Origin of the sequence: Streptomyces sp. NPDC001728, from assembly GCF_040297565.1 — a bacterium.
In the GTDB taxonomy this organism is placed as follows: Bacteria; Actinomycetota; Actinomycetes; order Streptomycetales; family Streptomycetaceae; genus Streptomyces.
The window spans coordinates 275,023-298,887 of the sequence record NZ_JBEOZK010000006.1 but is presented as its reverse complement, the minus strand read 5'-3'; the positions used below and the strand labels follow the sequence as shown (position 1 = coordinate 298,887).

Sequence of the window (23,865 nt, the reverse complement as noted above, 5' to 3'; positions counted from 1 at the left end):
GGGCTCCACCCGCAGTCGGGAGAGCGTCCGCTTCGGCGTGGCGGCACTGAACCGGGGTGATCACCTCGGCGAGCACGGCGGCCGGTCAGGAGCCCCAGTTCTGCCGTGTGTCACTCATCGTGAAGCGCAGCTTGCCGCCCTTCAGGAGGTCGGCGTGGCTCAGCACGGGCCGGCTGACGCTCTTGCCGTTCAGGGACAGCGAGGTGACGTACGGGTTGTTTGCCGCCCCCTCGGCGGTGATCACCAACGGGCTTGACGCAGCGGGCAGTTCGAGTTCAGCCCGGTCGAAGAACGGGCTGCCCACCGCGTACTTCGCCGATGCCGGATTGACCGGATAGATGCCCAGCGAGGACAGCACGTACCAGGCGGACATCTGCCCGCAGTCCTCGTTGCCGCTGAGGCCGTCCGTGCGGTTCGCGTAGTTCGCCGCGGCGATCTCACGCACCCTCTCCTGCGTCTTCCACGGCTTGCCCGCTTCGTTGTACAGGTACGCGGTGTGGTGTCCCGGCTCGTTGCTGTGGTCGTTGTGGCCACCGGCGAAGTAGCCGTCCAGCCACGACGCGAACTTCTCCTTGCCGCCCATCAGGTCGATCAGACCCGGTACGTCGTGCAGGGCGTCCAGGGTGTAGACCCACTTGTCGCCCTCGGTCCAGGCGTAGGTCTCGTCGCCCCAGGAGCCGTCGAAGTCGCGGGGCCGCATGAAACCGGTGGCCGGGTCGTAGAGCTTCTTGTAGTTGGAGCTGCGCCTGAGGAACATCTTCGCGTCGTCGGTCTTGCCGACCGCCTTGGCGACCTGGGCGACCGCCCAGTCCTCGTACGCGTAGTCCAGCGTGCGGGACGCGGATTCGGCGGTGCGGTCCGCGGCGACCCAGCCGTTCTGCTTGTACGTGGTCAGACCCGCCCGCGCCTCCACCGGAGTGCCCTCCTGGCGGTCGTGGTAGACCAGTTCGGTGTCCTTGTCCGGCGGAGTCATCGCGTTCTTGTACACCGCCTCGTACGCGAGCTCCCGGTCGAAGCCCTTGAAGCCCTTGGCGATGACCTCGGCGATCACCGAGTCGGCGTTGGTGCCGACCATGATGTTGGTCTCGTTGAGGTTCTTCCACATGGGCAGCCAGCCGCCCTCGCGGTAGTCCTGCAGCATCGACGTCATCATGCCGTCGATCCGTTCGGGGGCGAAGAGAGTGAGGAACGCGTTCCCGGCGCGGAAGGTGTCCCACAGCGAGTAGCCGGTGTAGCTCGTGCCGGAGTGGACCTTGTCGTCGTACGCGCTGTAGTAGCGGCCGTGTTCGGAGTTCTCCGACGGGTACTGCAGGGCGTGGTACATCGACGTGTAGAAGATCGCCCGCTGGTCAGCGGTCGCGCCTCGCAGCTTGACCTGGTTCAGTTTGCGGCTCCACTGCGCCCGGGTCCTCGCGGCGGTCCGCTCGAAGGACTGGTCGTCCGGGGCTTCGGCGGCCAGATTGGCGCGTGCCTGGTCCAGGGAGATGAACGACGTCGCGATGCGCACCTGGACGGTCCGGGTGCCGGAAGGGAAGCGCACGTACGCGGACAGGTCGCCGTCGGTGCGTTCGTTCTGGCCCTCGTGCAGCGTCGCGCCGGTGGCGGTGCCGTAGCTGTCGAAGGCGGTGTCGAAGCGGGCGACGAAGTAGCCCTTGAAGTGGGAGGCCTTGAACGGGCCGAGCTTGCTGTCCTGACGGTCGGGGTTGTAGCCGGAGATCTCTCGGGCTGCGGGGTCCACGTGCACCTGGCCGGTGATGCCCGAACGGGTCGCCTGCAGCACGAAGTGGGTGTCCGTGCCCTCCGGGTACGTCGTACGCAACAGGCCCACGCGCGACGTCCCGGTCATCTCCGTCTTCAGCGTCCGGCCCGAGCCGGCCTGCATCCGGACCGAGTAGCGGTCGGCGGCGGCCTTCTCGTCGGCGTGGCTGAACGGCAGCGCCCGGTCGTCGGCCGCCGTCTTCACCGTCCCGATGCCGGGCATTCCCGTCACATAGCCGGAGTCGCCCATCCAGATCGCCGGCTGGTGGGTGCCGATGAAGCCGCTGATCTTCTTGTCGTCGTGGTGGTACGGGGTGCGGCTGACGTAGTTCTGCCGGGTCATCGGCGACCAGCGGGTCATGGCGAACGGCGGGGCGGTGCTCGGGATCATCCCGCCGTACTCGGCGTCCTTCTTGCCCGAGGTGCCGATGAACGGGTTGACCAGGTCCACGTTGGCCCGGCTGGTGTCCGCCCGGTCGGCGGCGGAGGAGGACGCGGGCGGCGGCGGGGCGAACGCCACCACCAGCGCCGTCGCGAGAACCAGGGCCCTCGCAAGGAGGGCTGGGGATCTTCCGTTGCGCATCAGGACTTCCTCCACTGAGGTGACATCGTTGTCAGCGTGTCGCGCCCGGGGCGAGGCCGAGGACGCGGTCGAGGTAGGGATTGGCGAAGAGCCCGGTCGGGTCGAGGGCGTCGCGCAGGGCCGCGAAGTCGTCGAAGTGGGGGTAGCGACGGCGCAGGGACGCGGCGTCGAGGGCATGCATCTTGCCCCAGTGGGGGCGGCCTTCGTAGGAGCCGAGGATGTCCTCGCACGCTTGGAAGTATCGGCGGTACGCCATGCGGTGGTACTGGTGGAAGGCGATGTAGCAGGTCTCGCGCCCCTGCGCCGTGGAGAGCCAGATGTCGTCGGCTGCGGCGAACCGGACCTCCAGCGGGAAGGACACCCGCTCGTCGTGAGTGCGGATCCAGCGCCCGATCTCCCTGAGCGCCTCGACGGCCCGCTCGCGGGGAATGGCGAACTCACCCTCGTGGAAGCGGACGTCGCGAGGCGACGCGAAGACGCTAGGGGAGAGGTCGGTCCACTCCCGGGTGGACATCGCCCGTGCGGCGAGCCGGGTGATCGGCGGCACCAAGGAAGGGAACCTGGTGCCGAGTCGGCACAGCACCTCGAAGCCGAGGTTGCTGACGGTGGTGTCGAGGCGCCGGCTCAGGTCGCCGATCGGCTTCAGCGGAGTGTCGCCCGGCATCCGGTGGAAGCTGCGGGTCAGTGTGGTGTCGCTGTGCGGGAACCAGAAGAACTCGAAGTGGTCGTTGAGTTCGGTGAGTTCATCGAGACGGGCGAGCGTTTCGGTGACCGGCATCGCGGCGTCCCTGGCCTGGAGGGCGAATCGGGGGACGCACTGCAGGGTGACTTCGGTGATGATCCCGAGCGCGCCGATGCCGACGCGTGCGGCCCGGAACAACTCGGGCCGCTCGTCGGCGGAGCAGTCGACCACCGACCCGTCCGCGAGGACCAGGCGCAACTCCCTGACCTGCGTGGCGATACCGCCGAACCGCAGGCCCGAGCCGTGCGTCCCGGTAGAGATCGCCCCGGAGACGGTCTGCCGGTCGATGTCCCCCATGATCTCCAGGGCGAGGCCGTGCTCGGCGAGGAGCGGGCCGAGCTTCCACAGCGGCATTCCGGCCTCGACGGTGACCAGGCCGCTCGCCCGGTCGACGGCGCACAGGCCGTCCATGCGGTCGAGGCGCAGTTGGACACCGGGAGCCACGGCGACGGGACTGAAGGAGTGCCCGGCACCCACCGCCTTGACCCGCTGCCCGTCCAGGGCCGCGTCCCGGACGGCTTGAGCCACCTCGGCCGAGTTCCCCGGCCGGCGGACGCGCGCGGGCCGGACCTCCTCGTTGCCTGCCCAGTTGCGCCATGTCTCGGTCATTGCGGGAAGTCCCCTCGTTCGCGTCGGCGGCTCAGCCGCGCTGAGCACGGATGAGGTCGCGGTACCACGCGAAGGACGCCTTCGGGGTGCGGACCTGGGTGTCGTGGTCGACGTGGACGAGGCCGAAGCGCTGGTGGAAGCCCTCGGCCCATTCGAAGTTGTCGATCAAGGTCCAGGTGAAGTAGCCGCGGACGTCCACGCCTTGGGCCACGGCGGCGTCGACGGCCTGGAGGTGGGTGTCCAGGTAGTCGATGCGGTCGTGGTCGAGGACGGCGCCGTCCGCGTCGACGACGTCCTCGACCGAGCAGCCGTTCTCGGTGATGTAGACGGGCGGGAGTGCCGGGTAGCGCTCCTTGAGGCCGACGAGCAGTTCCCGTAGACCGTCGGGGACGACGGGCCAGTCGAAGGCGGTGCGACGGAAGCCCTCGATGGGAGCTTCCTCGAAGGGCAGCCCTTCGGACGTCGGTGCCTGGATGCGGGTCGGGTTGTAGTAGTTGATGCCGAGCGCGTCCAGCGGGGCCGAGATCAGTTCCAGGTCACCGTCCTGGACGGAGCCGCCGAGGGTGGCGTCCGCACCGAAGGCGGACAGGTCGGGGTAGGTGCCCGTGAAGATCGGGTCGTTGAACAGGCGGTTGTGCAGGGCGTCGTAGGCGCCCGCGGCGGCGATGTCGGCGGCAGCGTCCGATGCGGGCCAGACCGGGGTGCAGTTGTTGGCGATCATCACCTGGAGACCGCGCGCCCTCAGTTCTCCCGACGCCAGTCCATGGGCCAGTAGTTGGTGGTGGGCGGCGGGGAGGCAGTCCAGGAAGAGGGCGCGGCCCGGCGCATGGGTCCCGAGGCCATAGCCCCAGACCGTGTGGATGAACGGCTCGTTGAGCGTGATCCATTTCTGGACGCGGTCGCCGAGCCGGTCGGCCATGACCGCGGTGTAATCGGCGAAGCGGTACGCGGTGTCGCGGTTCAGCCAGCCGCCTTCGTCCTCAAGGCCCTGGGGGAGGTCCCAGTGGTAGAGGGTCGGGACGGGTTCGACACCGTGTGCGAGCAGGCCGTCGACCAGCCGGTCGTAGAAGTCCAGGCCCTGGAGGTTGACCCCGCCCGTGCCGGTCGGCCGGATCCTGGACCAGGCGATGGAGAAGCGGTAGCCGGTGAGGCCGGCCTCGGCCATCAGCGCGAGGTCCTCCTCGTACCGGTGGTAGTGGTCGCAGGCCACGTCACCGGTGTGCCCGTCGCGGACCGTGCCGGGGCGGGCGGTGAAGGTGTCCCAGATCGACGGCCCGCGGCCGTCCTCCTTGGTGGCGCCCTCGATCTGGTACGACGCCGTCGAGGTGCCCCAGATGAAGTCGGCGGGGAGATGGTTCAGCGTCACGACTAACCTCCTAAAACATGAGCTGGACTCACGTTAGCTGTTTCGATGGGATGATGGAAGCGTGAATCAAGACCGCAATGCAGGGACGCTGCGCAGGCTGCCGGTCCAGAAGCGCAGCGCCGAACGCTTCGAACGGCTGCTTGACGCCTGCGCCGAACTTCTGGACGAGGTCGGTTATGCCGCGCTGACCACCAAGGAGGTGGCCCGCAGGGCCGACGTGCCCATCGGCACCTACTACCAGTTCTTCTCCGACAAGGAGGGGCTGATCGGTGCGCTCGCCGTCCGCAACCTGGAGTCCTTCATGGCGCGGGTCGCGGGCCGCATCGAGCGCGAGGAGCCCGAAGGCATCCCGGGCATCGTGGAGGTGACCGTCGACGAGTTCGTCGTCATGCGCCGGACGATCGCCGGGTTCGGCGTGGTCGACTTCGGCGCGGTGGGACAGGACCACGTCCTGGAGCCGACCCTGGACAACAACACCGCGGTGGCCGGCAGGCTGCGCTCACTCACCGCCTCCTTGGCCGGGGGGCAGGACGACGCCGAACTCGACTTCGCTGTGCGGGTGGCGCTCGAATGCGCGGACAGCGTGCTGAAACTCGCGTTCGCCACCGATCCGCAGGGCGACGCCCGGCTGATCGCCGAGTGCAAACGCGTACTCAACAGCTATCTCAACGACCGGCTCCGATGACACCCGCCGACGGAGCCCAGCGGGTGCTCCCGGCTCAGCGGACACTCCTGACCCTCCAGACCAGGGCCGCGCCCAGTACGGACATGCCCGCGGAACAGAAGAACAGCGAGCGGTAGCCGCCCAGACTGCCGAGCACGACCGAGGCGATGGGGGGAACCAGGACGTACGGCAGGGAGGTCATCAGGTTGGCCAGCGCCATGTCCTTGCTGCGGTCCGCCGAGGCGGGCAGCACCTCGGTGATCAGGGCGGTGTCGACGGACAGGTACACGCCGTAGCCCAGGCCCAGGATGACGGCCGCGACCAGCGTCATGGTCCACGTGGGCGACAGCGCGAGAGGGATCGCGGCGACGGCCATCGTGAGGCCGCCGAGGAAGACCGGCATCCGTCGCCTGCCCAGCCTGTCGGAGAGCCAGCCGCCGAGCACGACCGTCGAGACCGTGGCCACGGAGTTGACGCCGATCACGATGAGCAGGCCGTCGTCGGTCGACCGGCCGGGGAACAACTCCTCGTAGTGCAGTACGTCATCCAGGAAGTACGGCAGGTAGAGCGTGCCGAGGCCATAGCCGAGCCCCATGGCGAACCGGGAGCTCATCGCCCAGATGAAGTCGGGGTGCTCGCGCGGGCTGATCCGATAGCCGTCCAGGAAGGTGCGCAGCGAGAACGGCTCGCGCTGCCGTACGGGAAGCGGCGGGTCCTTCACGGTGGCCGCGAACAGCAGGATCAGCAGCGGAAACGCGGCGAGTAGCAGGTACTGCGCGGAGAAGCCCGCGACCAGGCCGATCAGCAGTCCGCCCACGATCAGGCCGCCGGCCTGCGGGGCCGTGGCCCAGCCGAGGACCACACCGCGCTGACCGGCCGGGACCTGGTCGGGCACCACCGGGGAGAGTCCGGCACCGATGAGCATGCAGGCGGCGGACAGCGCGAAGGAGCCGATCGCGACGCCGCCGACCGTCGTCTGGAGACCGAGGAAGACCAGCACCGCCATGTAGATCAGGGCGCCGACGACCATCCACGGTCGGCGCCGGCCGAACCGGCTGGTGGTGCGGTCGCTGAGGGCGCCGGCCAGTGGCGCGAGGACGATTCCCGAGATCGCGCCCATCACGCTGACCCAGGCGTAACTGCCGACCTTTCCCGCCGGATCGATCTCGGCGATCTGCTCGGGCATCAGGAGCGTGGTCGGCACCAGCATCGGGATGAACAAGCCGACGTTGCCCAGGACGTACAGGGTGATCCAGCCGCGGCCGACCGGGCGGACGGGCTCGGCGAGGGAATCGGACCGCTCGGGTTGCTCGGGCCGCTCGGGCCGCTCGGGGGCGAGGCTCATCGGGGCACTCTCCTGAGATGGACGAGCTCGCTCGTCCAGTCGAAGGGCAGCAACGGCGGCAGGCCGTGGCCGAGCAGGACGGCGCCCGAGTGGACGGCGCCGGTGGCCTCGTCCCGGTAGTGGGCATCGGGGTCGAGACCCTTCAACCGGGTACGGGCGACCGACCGCGCGGACGCGGACGGCTGGAACTGGAAGACGACGACTTCGTCCTCGGTGGCGTACTGCACCGCGTCGTGCTCAAGCCGGTACTGGACGCCCCCGTGCACCACGGGCCGGATCCGCTTGTACTCCTCCACGAGCAGCCGGGCCCAGCCGCGATCCTCCTCGCTCCACTTCCTGAGGTCGCCGCCGATGCCCATCGCCCCGGCCATCGAGACATGGAAGCGGTACCGGATCGGGGTCGCGCGGGCGGTGAAGGCGTGCGGGCTGTCGGTGACCCAGGCGCCCATGGTCCGGGCGGGCAGCAGCTGACCGTGGCCGTGCTGGATGGCGATCCGGTCGACAGCGTCGGTGTTGTCCGACGTCCAGACCTGGTCGGCGCGGGCCAGCACACCGAGGTCGGCCCGGCCTCCGCCGCCCGCGCACGACTCCAGGTACAGGCCGGGGCGGGCGACGCGCAACCGGTCCATCACCTCGTAGACCCCGAGGGTGTGCTCGATCCAGACCCGGTCGGGGTCGGCGGCCCCGGGCTGCCCAGCCTCGCTGAAGGGCCGGTTCATGTCCCATTTGAGGAAGGCCACGTCCAGCTCGGTGACGGTCCTGACCAGCCATTCCACCGCCCATTCCCGGACGTCGCGGCGGGCGAAGTTCAGCACGTGCTGGTTGCGGCGCTGCGTACGGGTCCGGCCTTCCTGGTGGAGGATCCAGTCGGGGTGCGTACGGAAGAGGTCGCTGTCGGGGTTGACCGCCTCGGGCTCCACCCACAGGCCGAATCCCATGCCGAGCGTTCGGACGTGATCGGCGAGTGGGCCCAGACCGTCCGGGAAGCGGTCGGGATGGGGCCACCAGTCGCCGAGCCCGGCCTGGTCGCTGGTGCGGGCGCCGAACCAGGCGTCGTCCACGACGAAGACCTCGACGCCGACGCCCGCGGCGAGCTCGGCCAGTTCCCGCTGCTGCTTCTCGCTGATGTCGAATTCGGTCGCCTCCCATGAGTTGAAGATGAGAGGCCGTTCGGCGGGACGGGCGGGGAGCACCTGACGCTCGATGTAGGCGTGCCAGCGGCGGCTGGTACCGCCGAAGCCGTCGGGGGCGTACAGCCCGGTGAAGACGGGGGTCTCCAGACGCTCACCGGCGCCGAGCTTCCAGACCAGTCCCTCGTGCCCGAATCCGCCGGTCCAGGAGGCACGGCCGTAGGGGTCGCGGCGCAGGGTGATGCGGCGGCTGCCGCTCCAGGCCAGGGCAGTGCTCCAGACCTCGCCGTGCTCCTCGGTGGCGTCCTGCGCGTCGAGCATCAGCCAGGGTCCGGCGTGCGGTCCCGTGATGCCGAGTCGGCTGGTGAACACGGTCTCGCCGACGGGCACCCGGTCACGCCGGAGTTGGAACTCCCGGGCCCATTCGCCCATCACATGGCTGACCCGGTAGTCGTCGCGGGCGGGCAGCGTCCAGGCGGCGGAGTCGAACCGCAGGACGTCCACCGGCTCCCCCGCGGTGAGGACGGCCCAGCGCTCGATCTGGTCATGGTCGTCCCGGACCCGGTAGTTGAGGTCGAGGTCGAGGGAGCGGACCCGGTCGGTGAAGGAGAGCGTGAGCAGGTCGTCGTCGACGGTGTGCGAGACGAACCGCCATGCGAAGCCGCGCACACCGTCGCTGAACCGGACGGTCAGCGACGGCACGCCGAACCGCAGGCCCCCCTCCACCACGTACTCCTCACCGCCGGGATCGTCGCCGCCGGGGTCCTCGGCGGGCAGGTCGGCCGCGACCGAGACGGCCTGTTCCAGGCTCAGCGGCCGGCCCCAGTGCGCGTGCCGGGGGACGTCGTCGGCGTCCAACCGGAAGGCGTACGAGGTACCGGGCGTGCTCAGAAGCCAGAGGCGGGCTTCGGAGTGATGAGTGATCACGTAGTCCCTCAAATATGAGTTTGGCTCATGTTCTGCTCGTACGGTAGGCAGTCGAGTCGGCGCTGCCAAGCCCCTGGCGGCAGAAAGGGTCCCACCACTCCGACGTGGAAGCCGACGCGGTCGCGCCCGAGGCCAGGTTCACCCCCGGCTGCTTCAGCGGGTTCGGGGTGGGTGTGGGATCGTCGACCGTCGGCGATGTCGGCCCATCCGGAGCGGTGGAGGGTGGTGCGGGCGAGGGGCGCAGGACGCTCATGGCGGCGGGTGTGCGGTGGCGGCAGATCCGGCCGGCGTCTTCGGCGAAGGTGCCTGGTGGGCCGCGAGGTCCGTGACGTGAACGGTCTCGGTCCGACCCTTTCGATATGCCGATTCGGCGGCGCCTGCGGTGAAGGCGACGAGCACGGGGGCCTTACCGGGGCTGAACTGGTGGCCCGCCGGTGCGCCGAGTTCCCTTGGTCACGAAGATGCGCTCGTGCCAGGTGGACGCGGACCGGATCCTGGCGCACGTCTCCCTCGTCACCGCCACCACGCTCGCCGCCGTGTCCGCGGTCACCGCCGGTGCGAACACCACCTACGACAACCGCCTCGCGCTGGACACCTGGACCATCGATCGTGTCATCCGGCTCGCCGGCGGAGGCGCGGGCCTCCGGGAACGTGTCCAGGTCCAGGCGGACGCCCTGTGCGCCCACGCCGGGGCGACGCTGAGCAAGACCGAACTCGACACACCGGTCCCCACCCCGCTCCTCTCCACGACACGGCCCCCGTCGACCGGCTCGTACCGCTCGGGGACCTGCTCTCCGGCCTCACCGAAGGAGAGCTGCCGGGCCACACCCGGCAGCTCCTGGCGCTGGTACCGCGGACCGGCACCCGGGGCGAACCCCCGCACGCTGACCCCGCCGGTACCGCGGACCGGCACCCGGGCGAACCCCCTCACGCTGATCCCGTCGGTGCCGCGACCGGGCTTCGCCGCCCTCAGCCGACGTGGACGCGGGGGCGGCGGGAGCGGTCGGGTTCCGCCTCGCGCAGCACCTCCCGGGTGACCGGCGCGACCTCGCCCTGGCCCAGGAGGAAGAAGCGGAGGAAGTTGGCGAAGGGGTTGCCCTCGGTCCACTCGAAGTAGATGTGGGGGCGGGTGCCGGTGAGGTCGCGGGCGTGGAGGAGCAGGGCCGCGAGGGCGTTGGGGACGGAGGAGCCCTCGACGGTGAGGACGCGGTAGCGGTCGTGGAGGACCTCGCCCTTCACCGTGAGTCCGGCTTCGAACTCGGAGGGGTCGGTGACGGTCACCTCGACGAAGACGAAGTCCTCGCTGGTCGGGAGGTCGTTGTCGGAGCGGATCTGCTCGATCTTCTCGCGGTACTCGGTGATGTCACGGCTGCCGGGTTCGTTGGCGATGAACCGGGCCGTCCGGCGCGAGATGTCCTGGATGTAGCGTTCCGCCATCTCGTCGAGATCGACATGGGTGACGCGGAGTTCGAAGGCGCGGCCCAGGCGGGAGAGGAGGGAGATGAGGATGATGCCGGCGATGAAGCAGGCACCGATCTTGACGCCGTCCGGGCGTTCGATGACGTTGACGACCGTCGTGTAGAGGAAGACGACCGAGATGATACCGAAGCCGATCGTCCAGCCGCGCTGGCCGGCCTTGCGCGCTGCGATGGTCACGGCGATGGCGGCGGAGGAGATGAGGACGAGGACGCCGGTGGCGTACGCGCCGCCCTGGGCGTCGACGTCGGCGTCGAAGATCCAGGTCACCAGGAAGGCGACCAGGGTGAAGACGATGACCATGGGGCGCACGGCACGGGCCCAGTGCGGGGCCATGCCGTACTTGGGCAGGTAGCGCGGCATCAGGTTGAGCAGTCCGGCCATCGCCGACGCGCCGGCGAACCAGAGGATGGCGATGGTCGAGACGTCGTAGACCGTGCCGAAGGTGTTGCCCAGGTATTCGTGGGCGAGGAAGGCGAGCGCGCGGCCGTTGGCCTGGCCGCCGGACTCGAACTCCTTCGCCGGGATGAGCACGGTGGTGATGAAGCTGGTGCAGATCAGGAAGACGCTCATGATCACAGCGGCCGTGGTGAGGAGCTTCTTCGTGTCCCGGATACGGCCGGTGGGCCGTTCCTCGGTGTCGTCGGGGTCGCCCTTGACGTGGGGCATGACGGCGACGCCGGTCTCGAACCCGGACAGTCCGAGCGCGAGCTTGGGGAAGACGAGCAGGGCGACGCCGACCATCGCGAAGACGTTTCCGTGCTGGGCGGTCAGGGCCGAGGCCCAGTCCGTGACGACATGGCCCTCGGTGAGGACGTGCCAGAGGCCGGTGATCACGACGACCACGTTGAGCGTCAGATACAGGCCCACGAGGGCGACGGCGACACCGATGGCTTCCAGGAAGCCCTTGAGGAACACCGCGCCGAGCAGGGCGATCAGCACCAGAGTGATGATCATCTGCTTGTTGTGGAGGGCCTCCGCGAGGTGGGGGTTCTCGACGAGGTGGGTCGAGGCGTCGGCGGCCGACAGGGTGATGGTGATGAGGAAGTCGGTCGCCGCGAAGCCCAGCAGGGTGAGGACGAACAGCTTGCCCTTCCAGAAGGACAGCAGCCGCGACAGCATCGCGATCGAGCCCTCGCCGCGGGGGCTCTCCTCGGCCACCCGCCGGTACACCGGCAGCGCACCCGCGAGGGTGACGACGACCAGCACGATCGTCGCGACGGGGGAGAGCAGGCCGGCCGCGAGGGCCGCGATGCCCGGCTGGTAGCCGAGGGTCGAGAAGTAGTCGACACCCGTCAGGCACATCACCCGCCACCAGCGCTGACCCCTGTGCCCGGCGTCCGGGGCCGGTTCCGCGGGACGGGAGGGCTTGCCCTTGCCCATGTCGGAAAGACCCTCCAGCATCCACGCCCGCAGCCTGCCGGTGCGCGTCTCGTTCGTGCCGGCCATCGGGCTGCTCCTGGGCGTGGGGGGAGGAATTCGGCCGTCGGACGGACAGCCGAGTCAGCCTAAGCAGCCAGGGACGCCCTGATCCGGCCATGGGCGTATGGGAAGCGTCAAGATCCCTCGCTTGGGCGTTGTGTGTCTCACATGCGTGTACGCGCCTGTGAACAGGCGCCGAGCCGTACGGCCCGTGTCAAGGACGAGTGAAGACGGCGGCGCCCGGCGACAAGAACCCGCCAAAGACCGCCGACGGCCGGCCCGGTCGGGTGGTGGCGCGCGCCGGTATCCGGAGGCTCCTCTGTGGCGTACGGTCCCGAGGCCATCGTCCTGGTCCTCACGGCGGCCGGCGCCCCCCCGGCTCGGCTTCGCCCTGCCGGTCACGCTCGCCATCGCCGGGCTGCTCGCGGTCCTCGTCGCCTCGTACCCGCCAGGTCATCGCGGTCTTCCCGGACGGCGGCGGTTCGTACGCCGTCGCCACCGTGCGCCTCGGGCGCCGGACCAGCCTGGTGACCGCCGGCTCCCTGCTCCTGGACCACCTCCTGAGCGTGGCCGTCGCCGTCACCGCCGGAGCCGCCGCCCTCACCTCCCTTCCCCGGCCTCTACGGGGACTGGCTTCGCTTCCGGTGCTGATGGGTCGGGGGCCACGTCATGCTGACGCCCGCGGTCGGCTTCGTACCGCCGCCGCGCTGGACGACGACGTGGTCAGTGCGGGCCGGAGACCCTGAATGCCGAGTGGGCCGTGTCCCCTTCGAACCGACGGGCGAGGCGGGCGAGGGCCGTCCGCCTCGTCGGCTGTCTGGTGGCCGCACCGGCGGGCAGCGCGAGCCGTGACGTCCACCGGCGTCGGGCATTGCCTTCGTCGTCATTCATTGCAACGAAGCGTTGCGTTCGGTCGCAGCATCATTGCATCAATTACTCGCCTCTGAGCTGGAGTTACGTGAATCTGTGATTGACGGAGCTTCCGGAAGCGCCGTAGCTTTCAAGTTGTGTAAACGTGCACTGACGCGAAGTGAGGAATGGCCATGAGTGAGTCCCCGTACACCGTCACGGCGCTGCCGACGGAGCGTCGGCCCGGCTGCCCCTTCGACCCGCCGGCGGAGCTGGTCGAAGCCCGCAGTCACGGCCCCATCAGCCGCTACACCCACCCCGGCGGGAAGCCCGGCTGGCTGATCACTGGATACGACCTGGTCAGGTCGGTCCTGGCCGACTCGCGGTTCAGTTCGCGCAAGGACCTGATGAACGTGGTCGACTTCGAGCTTCCGCCGGCGCCGCCCGGCGAGTTCCTGCTCATGGACGAGCCGCAGCACAGTCGCTACCGCAAGCCGCTGGTGGGCAAGTTCACCGCACGCCGGATGCGACTGCTCACCGAGCGGGTCGAGCAGATCACCGCCGAGTGCCTGGACGCCATGGAGCAGGCGGGGCCGTCGGCGGACCTGGTGACCGCGTTCGCCAAGCCCATCCCCACGATCATCATCTGTGAGCTGCTGGGCGTCCCCTACGAGGACCGGGACTCGTTCCAGGAACAGATCGACAAGTTCATGGGCGGCGCGACGAGCGACGAGGAGCTGATCGCGGCCTACACCGCGACCCAGGAGTACCTCGCCCAGCTGGTGGCCGCCAAGCGCGCGAACCCCACCGACGACGTACTCAGCGAACTCACCGACAGCGATCTGACCGACGAGGAACTGAAGGGGATCAGCCTCATCCTGCTGGCGGCCGGGTTCGACACCACCGCGAACATGCTGTCCCTCGGCACCTTCGCGCTCCTGCGGAACCCGGAGCAGCTGGCCGCGCTGCGCGCCGATCCCGAGCTCATCGACCCGGCCGTGGAGGAGCTGCTGCGGTATCTCAGCGTCGCCAAGTCGTTCATGAGGACGGCGCTGGAGGACGTCGAGGTGGGCGGGCAGAGCATCGCGGCCGGCACGACGGTCGTCCTCTCGTACCACATGGCCGACCACGACCCCGAGCGCTTCACCGACCCCCATGTGCTCGACCTCCAGCGGCAGGGCGGCGGACACCTGGCCTTCGGCCACGGCATCCACCTGTGTCTGGGCCACCAACTGGCCCGCGTCGAGATGCGGGTCGCCTTCGCCGCGCTGCTCGACCGCTTCCCCACGCTGCGCCTGGCCGTACCGGCCGAGGAGGTCGTCCTGCGCCCGGAGACCGCGGACATCTACGGGGTGAAGAGCCTCCCGGTCACCTGGGACGCGTGACCACGAACCGGTGAACGAGCGAGGTCGCCCGGGGGCGCCGCCCCTCTCCGCGGGGCGGGGCGGCGAAGGGACCCGGGCTCGCGGGTCCGTCACCCCTGGAGGTGGGTGCCGACCTGGAGGAACGCCTGTACCGGCGGTGCCTGGGGGACGGCCGGGGAGACGACCCGGGAGGCGTAGCGGACGATCACCAGGTCGAGTGCGGAGGAGATGAACAGGCGCCGGCCGTGGATGCCGCCGGCCATGAAGGAACCGTAGGGGTCGTTCGGGATCCACCACAGGTCGTGGTACGAGAGCGGAGCGGAACTCGGTGCCGGGCTCGCCGGTCGCCCGTGCGGTGGCGCGGTGGCGCGGTGGCGCGGTGGCGCGGTGTTCGCGGATCGTGACGGGCCCGGCGTACCCGTAGGGGCGCAGTTGGGGCGCGAGGGCGGCGAAGTACCGCTGCGCTTCGAGCGCCTTGTCGTACGGGCGGACGCCGGACTGTCGGCCACCGACCCGATGCCGAGGCCGTCCTCGGCGGCGACGCCCGCCGCCTGGCCTGGACGGCGCACCGAAGGACGGAACGCACTGAGCCGCCGGCCTTCAGGAACGGTCGGCAACTCCTGATAACGGGCCACCCCGCCAAGCGAATTCCCCCTCGCCCTACATCATCACGCGCCGAGAATTCCAATGCCCCGACAAAACCACCCACTCGTGCGGACTCCCCGCGATTCCCTCAGTGAAATGCGTGCTTTGCGTGGGCGCTTGACGGGGTGTCATGCCCGTGAATAAGAATCTCCCCCGCCGTCAGTGGTGCACCTTTCGCCAGGCCGTCTCCATGTTTCGGAGGTGGCCCGGTTTGGCGTGTCCTGGGGTGTTTTCGCTGGTGGTTCGGTGCGTTCGGGTCGGTGAGGGGGGTCCCTTGCCGGTGCGTCGGCGCGCTTCCGTTCGCGTGTGTGCGCGAGGGCTTCCTGGAAGGGATTCGAGTGAGATTCAGATACGGGCGGGCGATAGCCTGCCTCGTGGTTTCGGCAATAGCCGGGACCATGTTGCCACAAGCCGCTTATGCCGCACCGGTTTCCGCCGATGACGGCGAGGGTATTGTCGACGCCCTCTCCGGGTGGTTCTCGGACGGCGACGACAAGGCCGACGCGCCCGTCGCGCCGGCGCAGCCCGGCACCGGTGGGACTCCGGTGCTGCCCAGCCGGGAGCGGCTGCCGAAGGGCAAGGCGGCGGCCAAGCCGAAGCGGGTCGCGGAGCTGACGGGACGGCGCACGCCGACCGCCCGTTACTGGCAGCTGTCCGACGGCCGGGTGCAGGCCGAGGTGTCGGCCGTGCCGACCGCGTACCGGACGGGGAAGTCCTGGAAGGGCATCGACCCGACGGTCGTACGGACCGGCGGCGGTGACTTCGCGTACACCAACGCGACGAACACCGCCCGCAGTTGGTTCGGCACCGACCCCGGCAGGCTGCTGCGGTTCGAGGCCTCCGACGGGCACGCGGTGACGCTGGGCCTCCAGGGCGCCGCCGGGCTCGCCCCGGTGGCCGAGGGCGACACCGTCACCTACAAGGACGCCGTCCACGGCGCCGACCTGTCGTACCAGGTGGGGCCCGGGCAGGTGAAGGAGAACATCGTTCTCGACCGCCGGCCCGCAGGACCGGTGTCGTTCACCTTCACCCTCGACTCGGGCGGACTGACGCCGAGGGCGGGCAAGGACGGCTCGATCGGGATCTACGGCGAGGGCGCCGACCCGGTCCTGGTGATCCCGGCCGCGTTCATGACGGACACGGCCGCCGATGCCCGTTCGCCGTACGGCACCGGCTACAGCTCCGCCGTCGAGCAGCGGCTCACCCGGGCGGGCAAGGGCTGGAAACTCACCGTCGTACCGGACGCGGCCTGGCTGGCCGCGCCCGAGCGGAAGTACCCGGTCACGATCGATCCGACGATCTCCATCGCTCCGACGCCGTCCACGGCGCAGGACGTGATGATCTCCTCGGACGGCCCGACGACGAACTACGACGACAACTGGCGGTTGTCGGTCGGCAACACCAGCACCGGCGCCTCGCGCGCCCTGCTGCGGTTCCCGCTGACCGGCGTCCCGGCCGGTACGAAGCTCGACTCGGCCGATCTGAAGCTGTACTTCGACCAGACCCACACCACCGGCGACACCGAGGTCCAGCTGGAGGCGCACCGAGCCACCCAGCCCTGGACCGAGGCGCAGGCCACCTGGAGCAACGCCAACGCGATCACCGGTGAGCTGTCGGGCACCTCGGTCGTCGTGGACGACGGCGACGCAGGACGGACGGCCGCCGTCGGCGCCTGGCCGGCGTCGGGGAACACCGCGTACACGCAGTACGCCGTCAACCAGGACTACCTGTACAACAAGGACACGGTCGCGGGCGACACGTACACCTGGCAGCCGAGTCTGCCCGAGGACGGTACGTACCAGGTCGAGGCGCACAGCATCCCGGCCTCCGACCGGGCCACGAACGCCCCGTACACCGTCACCTACGACGGCGGCAGCAAGGTGTACGGCGTCGACCAGCAGGCCGGCACGGCCGGAGTCTGGAAGACGCTCGGCTCGCACCCGTTCAAGGCCGGCACCCTCGGTAAGATCGTCCTCGGTGACGGTCCCGCCTCGACCACGACCTCGGTGATCGCGGACGCGGTCCGCTTCACCAAGGGTGGCGTGGTCACCAAGCAGCCCGGCGAGCTGAACACCTGGCACACCTTCCCGGTGACCAGGACCGTCCAGTCCTGGATCGACGGCGCCAACGTCAACAACGGCTTCGTGATCAAGGCCGGCGACGAGAGCGCGACCGGCCCCAAGGGCGGACCGCGCTACGAGGGCAGCGAGTTCGGGTACGGCGGCGAGACCGCCAACTACCCACGGCTCGTCCTGACCTTCGGCCGACAGGGCGTGGACCTCGCCCCGCCGACCACCATCCACGACACCGGCGCGGAGCTCAGCTGGTCCGCCTACCGGGACACGGACCCGATCGCGACCGGCGACGACATCGTCGAGTACCAGGTCCACCGGTCGATCAACCAGACCTTCACGCCCTCGGCCGCGACCCTCGTCGCACCCGTGGCGTCCACGGTGACCAGCTTCACGGACACCTCAGGCACCCCGACGAAGGCCGACGACCCCGACCCGTTCGGCCGCGCCTACTACTACATGGTCGCGGTCAGGACGAAGGACGGCCAGGTCGTCGCCGCGCCCACGCAGCTCGTACGGCTGCCGAAGGCCGGGCGGACGACGAAGGTCCTCGACGCGGCGCAGGACACCACCCTGTCCTCGACGCGGACCACGTCCACCCACGACACCATCGACGACGCCGGCCCGAAGAACTGGCTGTCCGTCGGCAACAACTCCGCCACCTACGGCGACACCCGCGCCCTGCTGAAGTTCCCGGCCCTCGGCATCCCCGCCACCGCCCGGGTCCTGGACGCCAAGGTCCGCCTCTGGAGCACCCAGACCGCGCAGGACACCACCGGCGCCGTCTACGAGCTGCGCCCCCTCACACGTGACTTCGACGAAGCCACCGCCACCTGGGTCAAGGCGAACGCCACCACCAACTGGACCGCACCGGGCGGCGACTTCGGCGCCTCGGTCGCGGACACCGGGGCCAAGACCAACGACCCGGCGCGCCACGACTGGAACGTCACCTCGCTCGCCCAGTCGTGGGTGACCACCCCGTCCTCGCAGAACGGCGTGGTCATCAGGACGGCCGACGAGGCCGCCTCGCAGGAGCGGACGCTGTTCCTCTCCTCGGAGGGCGCCGAGACCCGTCTGCGCCCCCGCATGGTGGTCACGTACGTCGACTCCACCACGGAATCGACGTACTACGCTCCGCAGACCCCGGCGCGGATGACACCGAACACCGACTACACGGTCGACTTCACCCTCACCAACACCACCGCGTCGACGTGGAAGGCCACCGACCGGGTCCTCAGCTACACCTGGGCCCTGCCGGACGGCACCGACGTCACCAACGGCGGCAACCAGATCCAGACCGCGCTGCCGGCCGACGTCGTCCCCGGGGACAGCGTGTCCCTGCAGGCGAAGGTCAGGACCCCGATCAACTCGGCCTCGGGGAACAAGCGCACGGACTACGTCCTCAACTGGGACGTGTACGACAAGGCCACGGGGACCTGGGCGTCCGGCACGGCCGGCATCCCCGGCCTGAAGCAGAACGTGGCGGTGGAGGACCCGACCTCCAACCAGCTCGGCATGGAGAAGTTCTACGTCTACACGGGCAAGAACACCGGTGCCGGCTCGACCGTCATGAGCAACCTGGCCTCCGGCAACACCGTCTGGCAGTACAACGCGTTCACCAACCCCGGCCGCGGTGTCACCACCTTCGCCCGGTTCGCGTACAACAGCCTCGACACCTCCGACACCGTCTCGGGCTCCGGCTGGTCCTTCCAGGCCTCCGGCCCGATCCGGCTCGGCGCGCCGCTGGAGTTCCACCCGAAGCCGCACCCGACCGAGATCCGGCTCCCGGACGGCGACGGCACCACGCACGTCTTCCGTGAGCAGGCGGACGGCTCCTGGAAGGCGCCCGCGGGCGTCCACTACAGGCTGACGGCCAAGCCCGGTCTGGACTGCACCCCGCTGAAGGACCCGGTTCCGGACGCCTGGACGATGACCCGTCCCGACGGCACCCGGTTCGTCTTCGGCTGCGACGGCTACATGACGTCGGCGATCGAGAAGAACGGCAACACGCAGACGTACACCTACGAGGAACGGAAGTCGAACAACAAGCCGACCAAGTTCCTCAAGTACGTCACCGACCCCGTCGGCCGTCAGTCGCTGACGATCGAGTACTACTCCAAGGCCGACGGCAACAACCCGAAGATCATCGACCACATCAAGTCGATGACCGACATCTCGGGCCGCAAGGTCACCTTCGAGTACTCCGACAAGGGCCTGCTCACCAAGATCACCGACGGTGCCGGCTCCGGCCAGCCGAAGGTCTACGGCTTCGAGTACGACGCCACCCAGGGCAACAAGAACGTCAAGCTGGTCAAGGCCACCGACCCGCGCGGCAACGCCACCTCCCTGGCGTACAACTCCCCGCAGACCGGCGACGACCCGAAGTACCACTGGTGGACCAGGACGATCACCGACCGTCTCCAGGGCACCACGGGCTTCACGTACGCCGTCGACCCCGGCAACGCCAAGTTCACCGACACCCGGGTCACCGACGCCGAGTCGCGTTCCTCCGACTACGTGACCGACGACTTCGGCCGCGCCGTCCTGTCGACGAACGCCAAGTCGCAGGCCATGAAGATGTCGTGGGACGCGGACAACAACGTCGTCTACACGGAGGAGAGCAACGGCGCCAAGACCGCGTACTGCTACGACCAGAAGACGGGCTACCCGCTCTGGAAGCGCGACGCGGAGAACAACAAGGCGGGCGTGCCCGCCCAGAGCGAGTGCGCCCCGGGCGTCCACCCGGCGAACTCCTCCCGGTACACGTACCAGACCCGGTCCGACGGCTACTCGGCCGACATCTTCACCAAGACCTCCCCGGAGGGCCGGACCTGGCAGTTCGGCTATGACACCTTCGGCAACCTGAAGACGGTCACCGACCCGAAGGGCGTCGCCACCGCGACGGCGGGGGACTACACCACCTCGTACGAGTACGACGCCTACGGCCAGCTGACCCGGGCGGTCGACGCCAACGGCAACGCGGACACCAACAGCGGCTTCGGGCCCGCGGGCTTCCCGACGACGATGACGGACGCGCTCGGCAAGTCGTCGACCTTCGTCTACGACGAGCGAGGCCAGGTCCGCGAGGTCACCGACGCACTGGGCAGGAAGACCACGCAGACGTACGACGTCTACGGCCGTCCGCTGGTCAAGACGGAGCCCAAGAACCAGGCCACGGGCGACCTGATCACCGCTCCGGCACCCGTCTACGACGCCAACGACAACGTCACGACGTCGACGGCGCCCAACGGCGCGGTGTCCGAGGCGGTCTACGACGCGGCCGACCAGATCACCTCGGCGACCGAGCCGAAGTACACGCCGACGTCGAGCGAGCGGAAGACGACCTACACCTACGACAAGGTCGGCAACCTCAGGACGACGACCGAGCCGAAGGGTTCGCTGACCACGGCGGACGCGACGGACTTCGTCACGACCAACAACTACAACGAGATCTACCAGCTCAGCTCCGTCACCAACGCGAACGGTGACAGGGTCAGCTACGAGTACGACAACGTCGGCAACACGACCAAGGTCGTCGACCCGAAGAAGAACGCCACCGCCGACACGGCCGACTACAGCTCCCTGTCCGTCTACGACCTGAACCACCGGATCACCTCGGTCACCGACGCCGCCGGGAAGACCACCAGGAAGGCCTACGACAAGGACAACCTGGTCGTCTCCACGACCGACGCGGAGAACAACACCACGCTCGTCAGCTACGACGAGCGCGGCAAGCAGACCGAGGTCAAGGTCCCGCGCAGCGGCACCTCGCCGATCGTCCACCGCACCACCCGGTACGAGTACGACCAGGTCGGCAACGCCACCAAGGTGATCAGCCCGCGCGCCGTCGAGGCGGGTACCACCACGGCGTTCACCTCGCGCACCGAGTACGACGCGCTGAACCGGCCCAAGCGCCAGTACCAGCCGTACGACCCGGCGGACACCCGGCACAACGACCCGAACGTCTACACCGAGACCGAGTACGACGCCGTGGGCCGGGTCTCCACGACCTCGATGCCGCCCTCCGAGGGGCAGACGGTCCGCAACGTCACCAAGGTCGACTACTTCGACAACGGCTGGACCAAGAGCACCACGGACCCGTGGGACATCACCACCACCTACGACTACAACGCCGTGGGCCAGCAGACGGCCCGGACGCTGACCTCGGCGGGCGGCTCGTCCAACCGCACGATGACGTGGTCGTTCTACCCGGACGGCAAGGTCAGGTCCCGGTCCGACGACGGTGTACCGGTGGGCAAGTCGGTCGTCCTCGTGGACAACTCCGACACCCAGCACATCACCGCCACGGGCACCTGGGCCACCGGGAACATCACCGGTCAGCAGGGTTACGACCACCGCACCCACGCGGCGGGCGCGGGCACGGACGCCTTCACCTGGACGCTCGACATCCCCGAGGACGGCACGTACACCGCGTACGTGAAGTACCCGAAGGTGACCGGGGCCGCCACCACCGCGAAGTACACACTCACCCACGGCACCACCACCGAACCGGCGGTCACCAAGGACCAGAACGCCGCCACCGGCACCTGGGTCGCCCTCGGCGGCTACGCCCTCAAGCAGAGCGAGGGCGCCAAGCTCAAGCTGGACCAGAACAGCGCGGGCCTCGTGGTCGCGGACGGCGTCAAGCTGGTCCGTGACAACACCACCGAGACCGACAACGAGAAGCGGACCTTCGACTACTCCTACGACGTCAACGGCAACCTGACGTCGATCGGCGACACCTCGCCCGGAACGAAGGTCGACGCCTACGCCATCGCCTACACCGGCCTCAACCAGGTCCAGAAGGTGACGGAGTCGCTCTCCGGCGTCGAGAAGAAGGCCACGTCGTACACGTACGACGCCAACGGCCAGTCCGACACGGTCACCCACCCGAGCCAGTTCTCCAAGTACACCTACGACCTCCGGGAGAAGGTCAGGACGGTGTCCGTCGGCAAGTCCGCGACGGACAGCGACCCCAAGGTGACCTCGTACACCTACACCGACCGCGGCCAGAAGCTGAAGGAGACCAAGGACAACGGCAACACGGTCGACTACACCTACTTCCTCGACGCGGCGCTGAAGTCGACGACGGAGAAGAAGGCGGACGGCACCACGCTGGTCGCCTCGCACACGTACGCCTACGACGCCAACGGCAACAAGTCGCAGGACGTCGCGAAGAAGATGAACGCCGACAACCGCACGGCGTACCTCGACTCCACGACCGACCTCACCTACGACCCGGCCGACCGGCTCACCAAGTCGGTCAAGTCGGGCAACGGCGCGGGCACGGAGACGTACCTCCACGACGACAACGCCAACGTCATCAGCCAGACCGTCAAGGGCTCGACCACCACGTTCCGGTACGACCGGAACAGGCTGCTGACCGCCACGGCCTCGGGTGCCACGGCGGCCGACTACAGCTACGACCCGTTCGGCCGCCAGCAGTCGGTCAGCTCCGGCGGCAAGGTCATCGAGCGGAGCGTGTACGACGGCTTCGACCACGTCGTGGAGTCCCAGAAGCCGGACGCCGGCGGCGCCATGAAGTCGACGACGTACACCTTCGACCCGCTGGACCGCACCGCCACGAAGACGGCGGGCGGCAAGACCACCGACTTCGAGTACCTCGGCCTGTCCGGCGAGGTCCTCGACGAGAAGGTCGCCGGCGCGCTCACCAAGTCGTTCCAGTACAGCCCCTGGGGCGAACGCCTGTCGCAGACCAAGCACAACACCGACGGGACGACCGAGGACGGCTACTACGGCTACAACAGCCACACCGACGTCGAGACCCTGACGGACAAGAACGGCGATACCAAGGCCACCTACGGCTACACCGCCTACGGCAACAACGACGCCACCGAGTTCACCGGCATCGACAAGCCCGAGACCGGCCAGCCGGACAAGGAGGAGTACAACCCCTACCGCTACAACGCCAAGCGCTGGGACGCCCAGTCGGGCACGTACGACATGGGCTTCCGCGACTACAACCCGGGGCTCAACCGCTTCACCACCCGGGACATGTACAACGGCGCCCTCGCCGACATGAAGCTCGGCTCGGACCCCTTCACCGGGAACCGGTACGCCTTCACCGGCGGCAACCCCACCAGCCTCGTCGAGTTGGACGGCCACTTCGCCATCCCGCTGATCTGGTGGGCGGGCGCCGCGCTCGTCACGGCGCTGTACGCGGCGACGCCGCAGGGCCAGCAGAACCTCGCGGACGCGAGCACGGCCCTCGGCAGCATGCTGATGCCGTCGGCGAGCGACGTCGACTCCGACTCCTCGTCCGACAACGAACCGCGTCCGGGTCCCACCCCGCAGCCGTCGCCGGGCCCCCAGCCCCGGCCCGCGCCGCGGACCACCGACACCAACAACCCGACGTGCGACCCGATGCCTCTGGTCGACGGCGGTCGGGTCTACGGCGGCCTGGAGGAGTACACGGACCACCAGGGGAACAAGGGCTGCCGGGCGACCGGTGCCTGGGCGTTCCTGACCAAGTCCGACCGCAGGTCGCGCACCGGGGCCGGCGGCCTTCCCAAGTGCTCCGAATGCGAGCCCTCCGTGCAGCCCGACGGCATGGGTGAGATCGCCGCCGGAGGCGGAAGCCCGCAGGCAGGGCACCTGATAGGTTACTGGGGCAAGGGCACCGGACAGGATGTGCGCAACCTCGTCGCTCTGCACGGCAGGGCGAACGCGAGGATGGCCAGCAAGGTTGAATCCTTCGGGTGGAAGCACTTGACTGGCGACAACAAACTGTTCATGTCGGTCGTGCCCATCTACGGTGACCCGCATTCGGCCGTCCCCTCGCTCGTGCAGGTGGGAATGACCGCGTACGGCCCCCAGGGGGACATCGTGGAAAGCTATTCGTGCACCGCGATCAACTCCCCGACCGGCATCGGCTCGACGTGCTAGAAGGGGC

At 69.1% G+C, this 23,865-nt stretch carries 11 protein-coding genes and 1 pseudogene; 5 read left to right on the top strand and 7 right to left on the bottom strand.

Annotation, left to right across the window (positions count from 1 at the left end):
- Nucleotides 1-85: 85 nt before the first annotated feature.
- The 3 genes from ABT154_RS12695 to ABT154_RS12685 are packed head-to-tail and all read right to left on the bottom strand — an operon-like array spanning nucleotide 86 to nucleotide 5,058.
- On the bottom strand, nucleotides 86-2,341 hold the full coding sequence (locus tag ABT154_RS12695; protein ID WP_351856364.1) for a GH92 family glycosyl hydrolase: 2,256 nt from the start codon (nucleotides 2,339-2,341) through the stop codon (nucleotides 86-88).
- A gap of 31 nt (nucleotides 2,342-2,372) precedes the next feature.
- The gene (locus tag ABT154_RS12690; protein ID WP_351856362.1) at nucleotides 2,373-3,692 is read right to left on the bottom strand and encodes a D-arabinono-1,4-lactone oxidase; all 1,320 of its coding nucleotides are present in this window, start codon (nucleotides 3,690-3,692) and stop codon (nucleotides 2,373-2,375) included.
- Between the two features lie 31 nt (nucleotides 3,693-3,723).
- Nucleotides 3,724-5,058, bottom strand: coding sequence for a GH1 family beta-glucosidase (locus ABT154_RS12685; RefSeq protein WP_351856360.1), 1,335 nt, complete (start codon nucleotides 5,056-5,058; stop codon nucleotides 3,724-3,726).
- A gap of 61 nt (nucleotides 5,059-5,119) precedes the next feature.
- Here ABT154_RS12685 and ABT154_RS12680 point away from each other — a divergent pair, with 61 nt between their 5' ends.
- Complete coding sequence (locus tag ABT154_RS12680) at nucleotides 5,120-5,743, top strand: TetR/AcrR family transcriptional regulator (RefSeq protein WP_351856358.1); 624 nt, start codon at nucleotides 5,120-5,122, stop codon at nucleotides 5,741-5,743.
- A 34-nt stretch (nucleotides 5,744-5,777) separates the two neighbouring features.
- On the opposite strand, the gene ABT154_RS12675 is transcribed toward ABT154_RS12680, so the two are convergent.
- Nucleotides 5,778-7,067 (bottom strand): MFS transporter, encoded by a 1,290-nt coding sequence (locus ABT154_RS12675; RefSeq protein WP_351856356.1) that lies wholly within the window; start codon nucleotides 7,065-7,067, stop codon nucleotides 5,778-5,780.
- Nucleotides 7,064-9,124, bottom strand: a complete 2,061-nt coding sequence (locus tag ABT154_RS12670; RefSeq protein ID WP_351856354.1) for an alpha-galactosidase — start codon at nucleotides 9,122-9,124, stop codon at nucleotides 7,064-7,066. The genes ABT154_RS12675 and ABT154_RS12670 overlap by 4 nt, the downstream gene beginning before the upstream one ends.
- Before the next feature lie 461 nt (nucleotides 9,125-9,585).
- Here ABT154_RS12670 and ABT154_RS12665 point away from each other — a divergent pair, with 461 nt between their 5' ends.
- Nucleotides 9,586-10,161 carry a hypothetical protein gene (locus ABT154_RS12665; protein ID WP_351856352.1) on the top strand — a complete coding sequence of 192 codons (576 nt, stop codon included), beginning with the start codon at nucleotides 9,586-9,588 and terminating at the stop codon, nucleotides 10,159-10,161.
- On the opposite strand, the gene ABT154_RS12660 is transcribed toward ABT154_RS12665, so the two are convergent.
- A complete protein-coding gene (locus ABT154_RS12660) occupies nucleotides 10,094-12,049 on the bottom strand; it encodes an APC family permease (protein ID WP_351856350.1) in 1,956 nt (651 codons plus the stop codon). The genes ABT154_RS12665 and ABT154_RS12660 overlap by 68 nt on opposite strands.
- 288 nt (nucleotides 12,050-12,337) lie before the next feature.
- On the opposite strand from ABT154_RS12660, the pseudogene ABT154_RS12655 reads away from it, so the two are divergent.
- Both ABT154_RS12655 and ABT154_RS12650 read left to right on the top strand, forming a co-directional pair.
- A pseudogene (locus ABT154_RS12655) lies at nucleotides 12,338-12,658 on the top strand (amino acid permease); the annotation flags it as partial.
- A gap of 407 nt (nucleotides 12,659-13,065) precedes the next feature.
- A complete protein-coding gene (locus tag ABT154_RS12650; protein ID WP_351856348.1) occupies nucleotides 13,066-14,256 on the top strand; it encodes a cytochrome P450 in 1,191 nt (396 codons plus the stop codon).
- A gap of 89 nt (nucleotides 14,257-14,345) precedes the next feature.
- On the opposite strand, the gene ABT154_RS12645 is transcribed toward ABT154_RS12650, so the two are convergent.
- Nucleotides 14,346-14,498 (bottom strand): hypothetical protein, encoded by a 153-nt coding sequence (locus ABT154_RS12645; RefSeq protein ID WP_351856346.1) that lies wholly within the window; start codon nucleotides 14,496-14,498, stop codon nucleotides 14,346-14,348.
- Between the two features lie 780 nt (nucleotides 14,499-15,278).
- Between ABT154_RS12645 and ABT154_RS12640 the strand changes: the two genes are divergently transcribed.
- Nucleotides 15,279-23,858 carry a golvesin C-terminal-like domain-containing protein gene (locus ABT154_RS12640; protein WP_351856344.1) on the top strand — a complete coding sequence of 2,860 codons (8,580 nt, stop codon included), beginning with the start codon at nucleotides 15,279-15,281 and terminating at the stop codon, nucleotides 23,856-23,858.
- Nucleotides 23,859-23,865 lie beyond the last annotated feature (7 nt).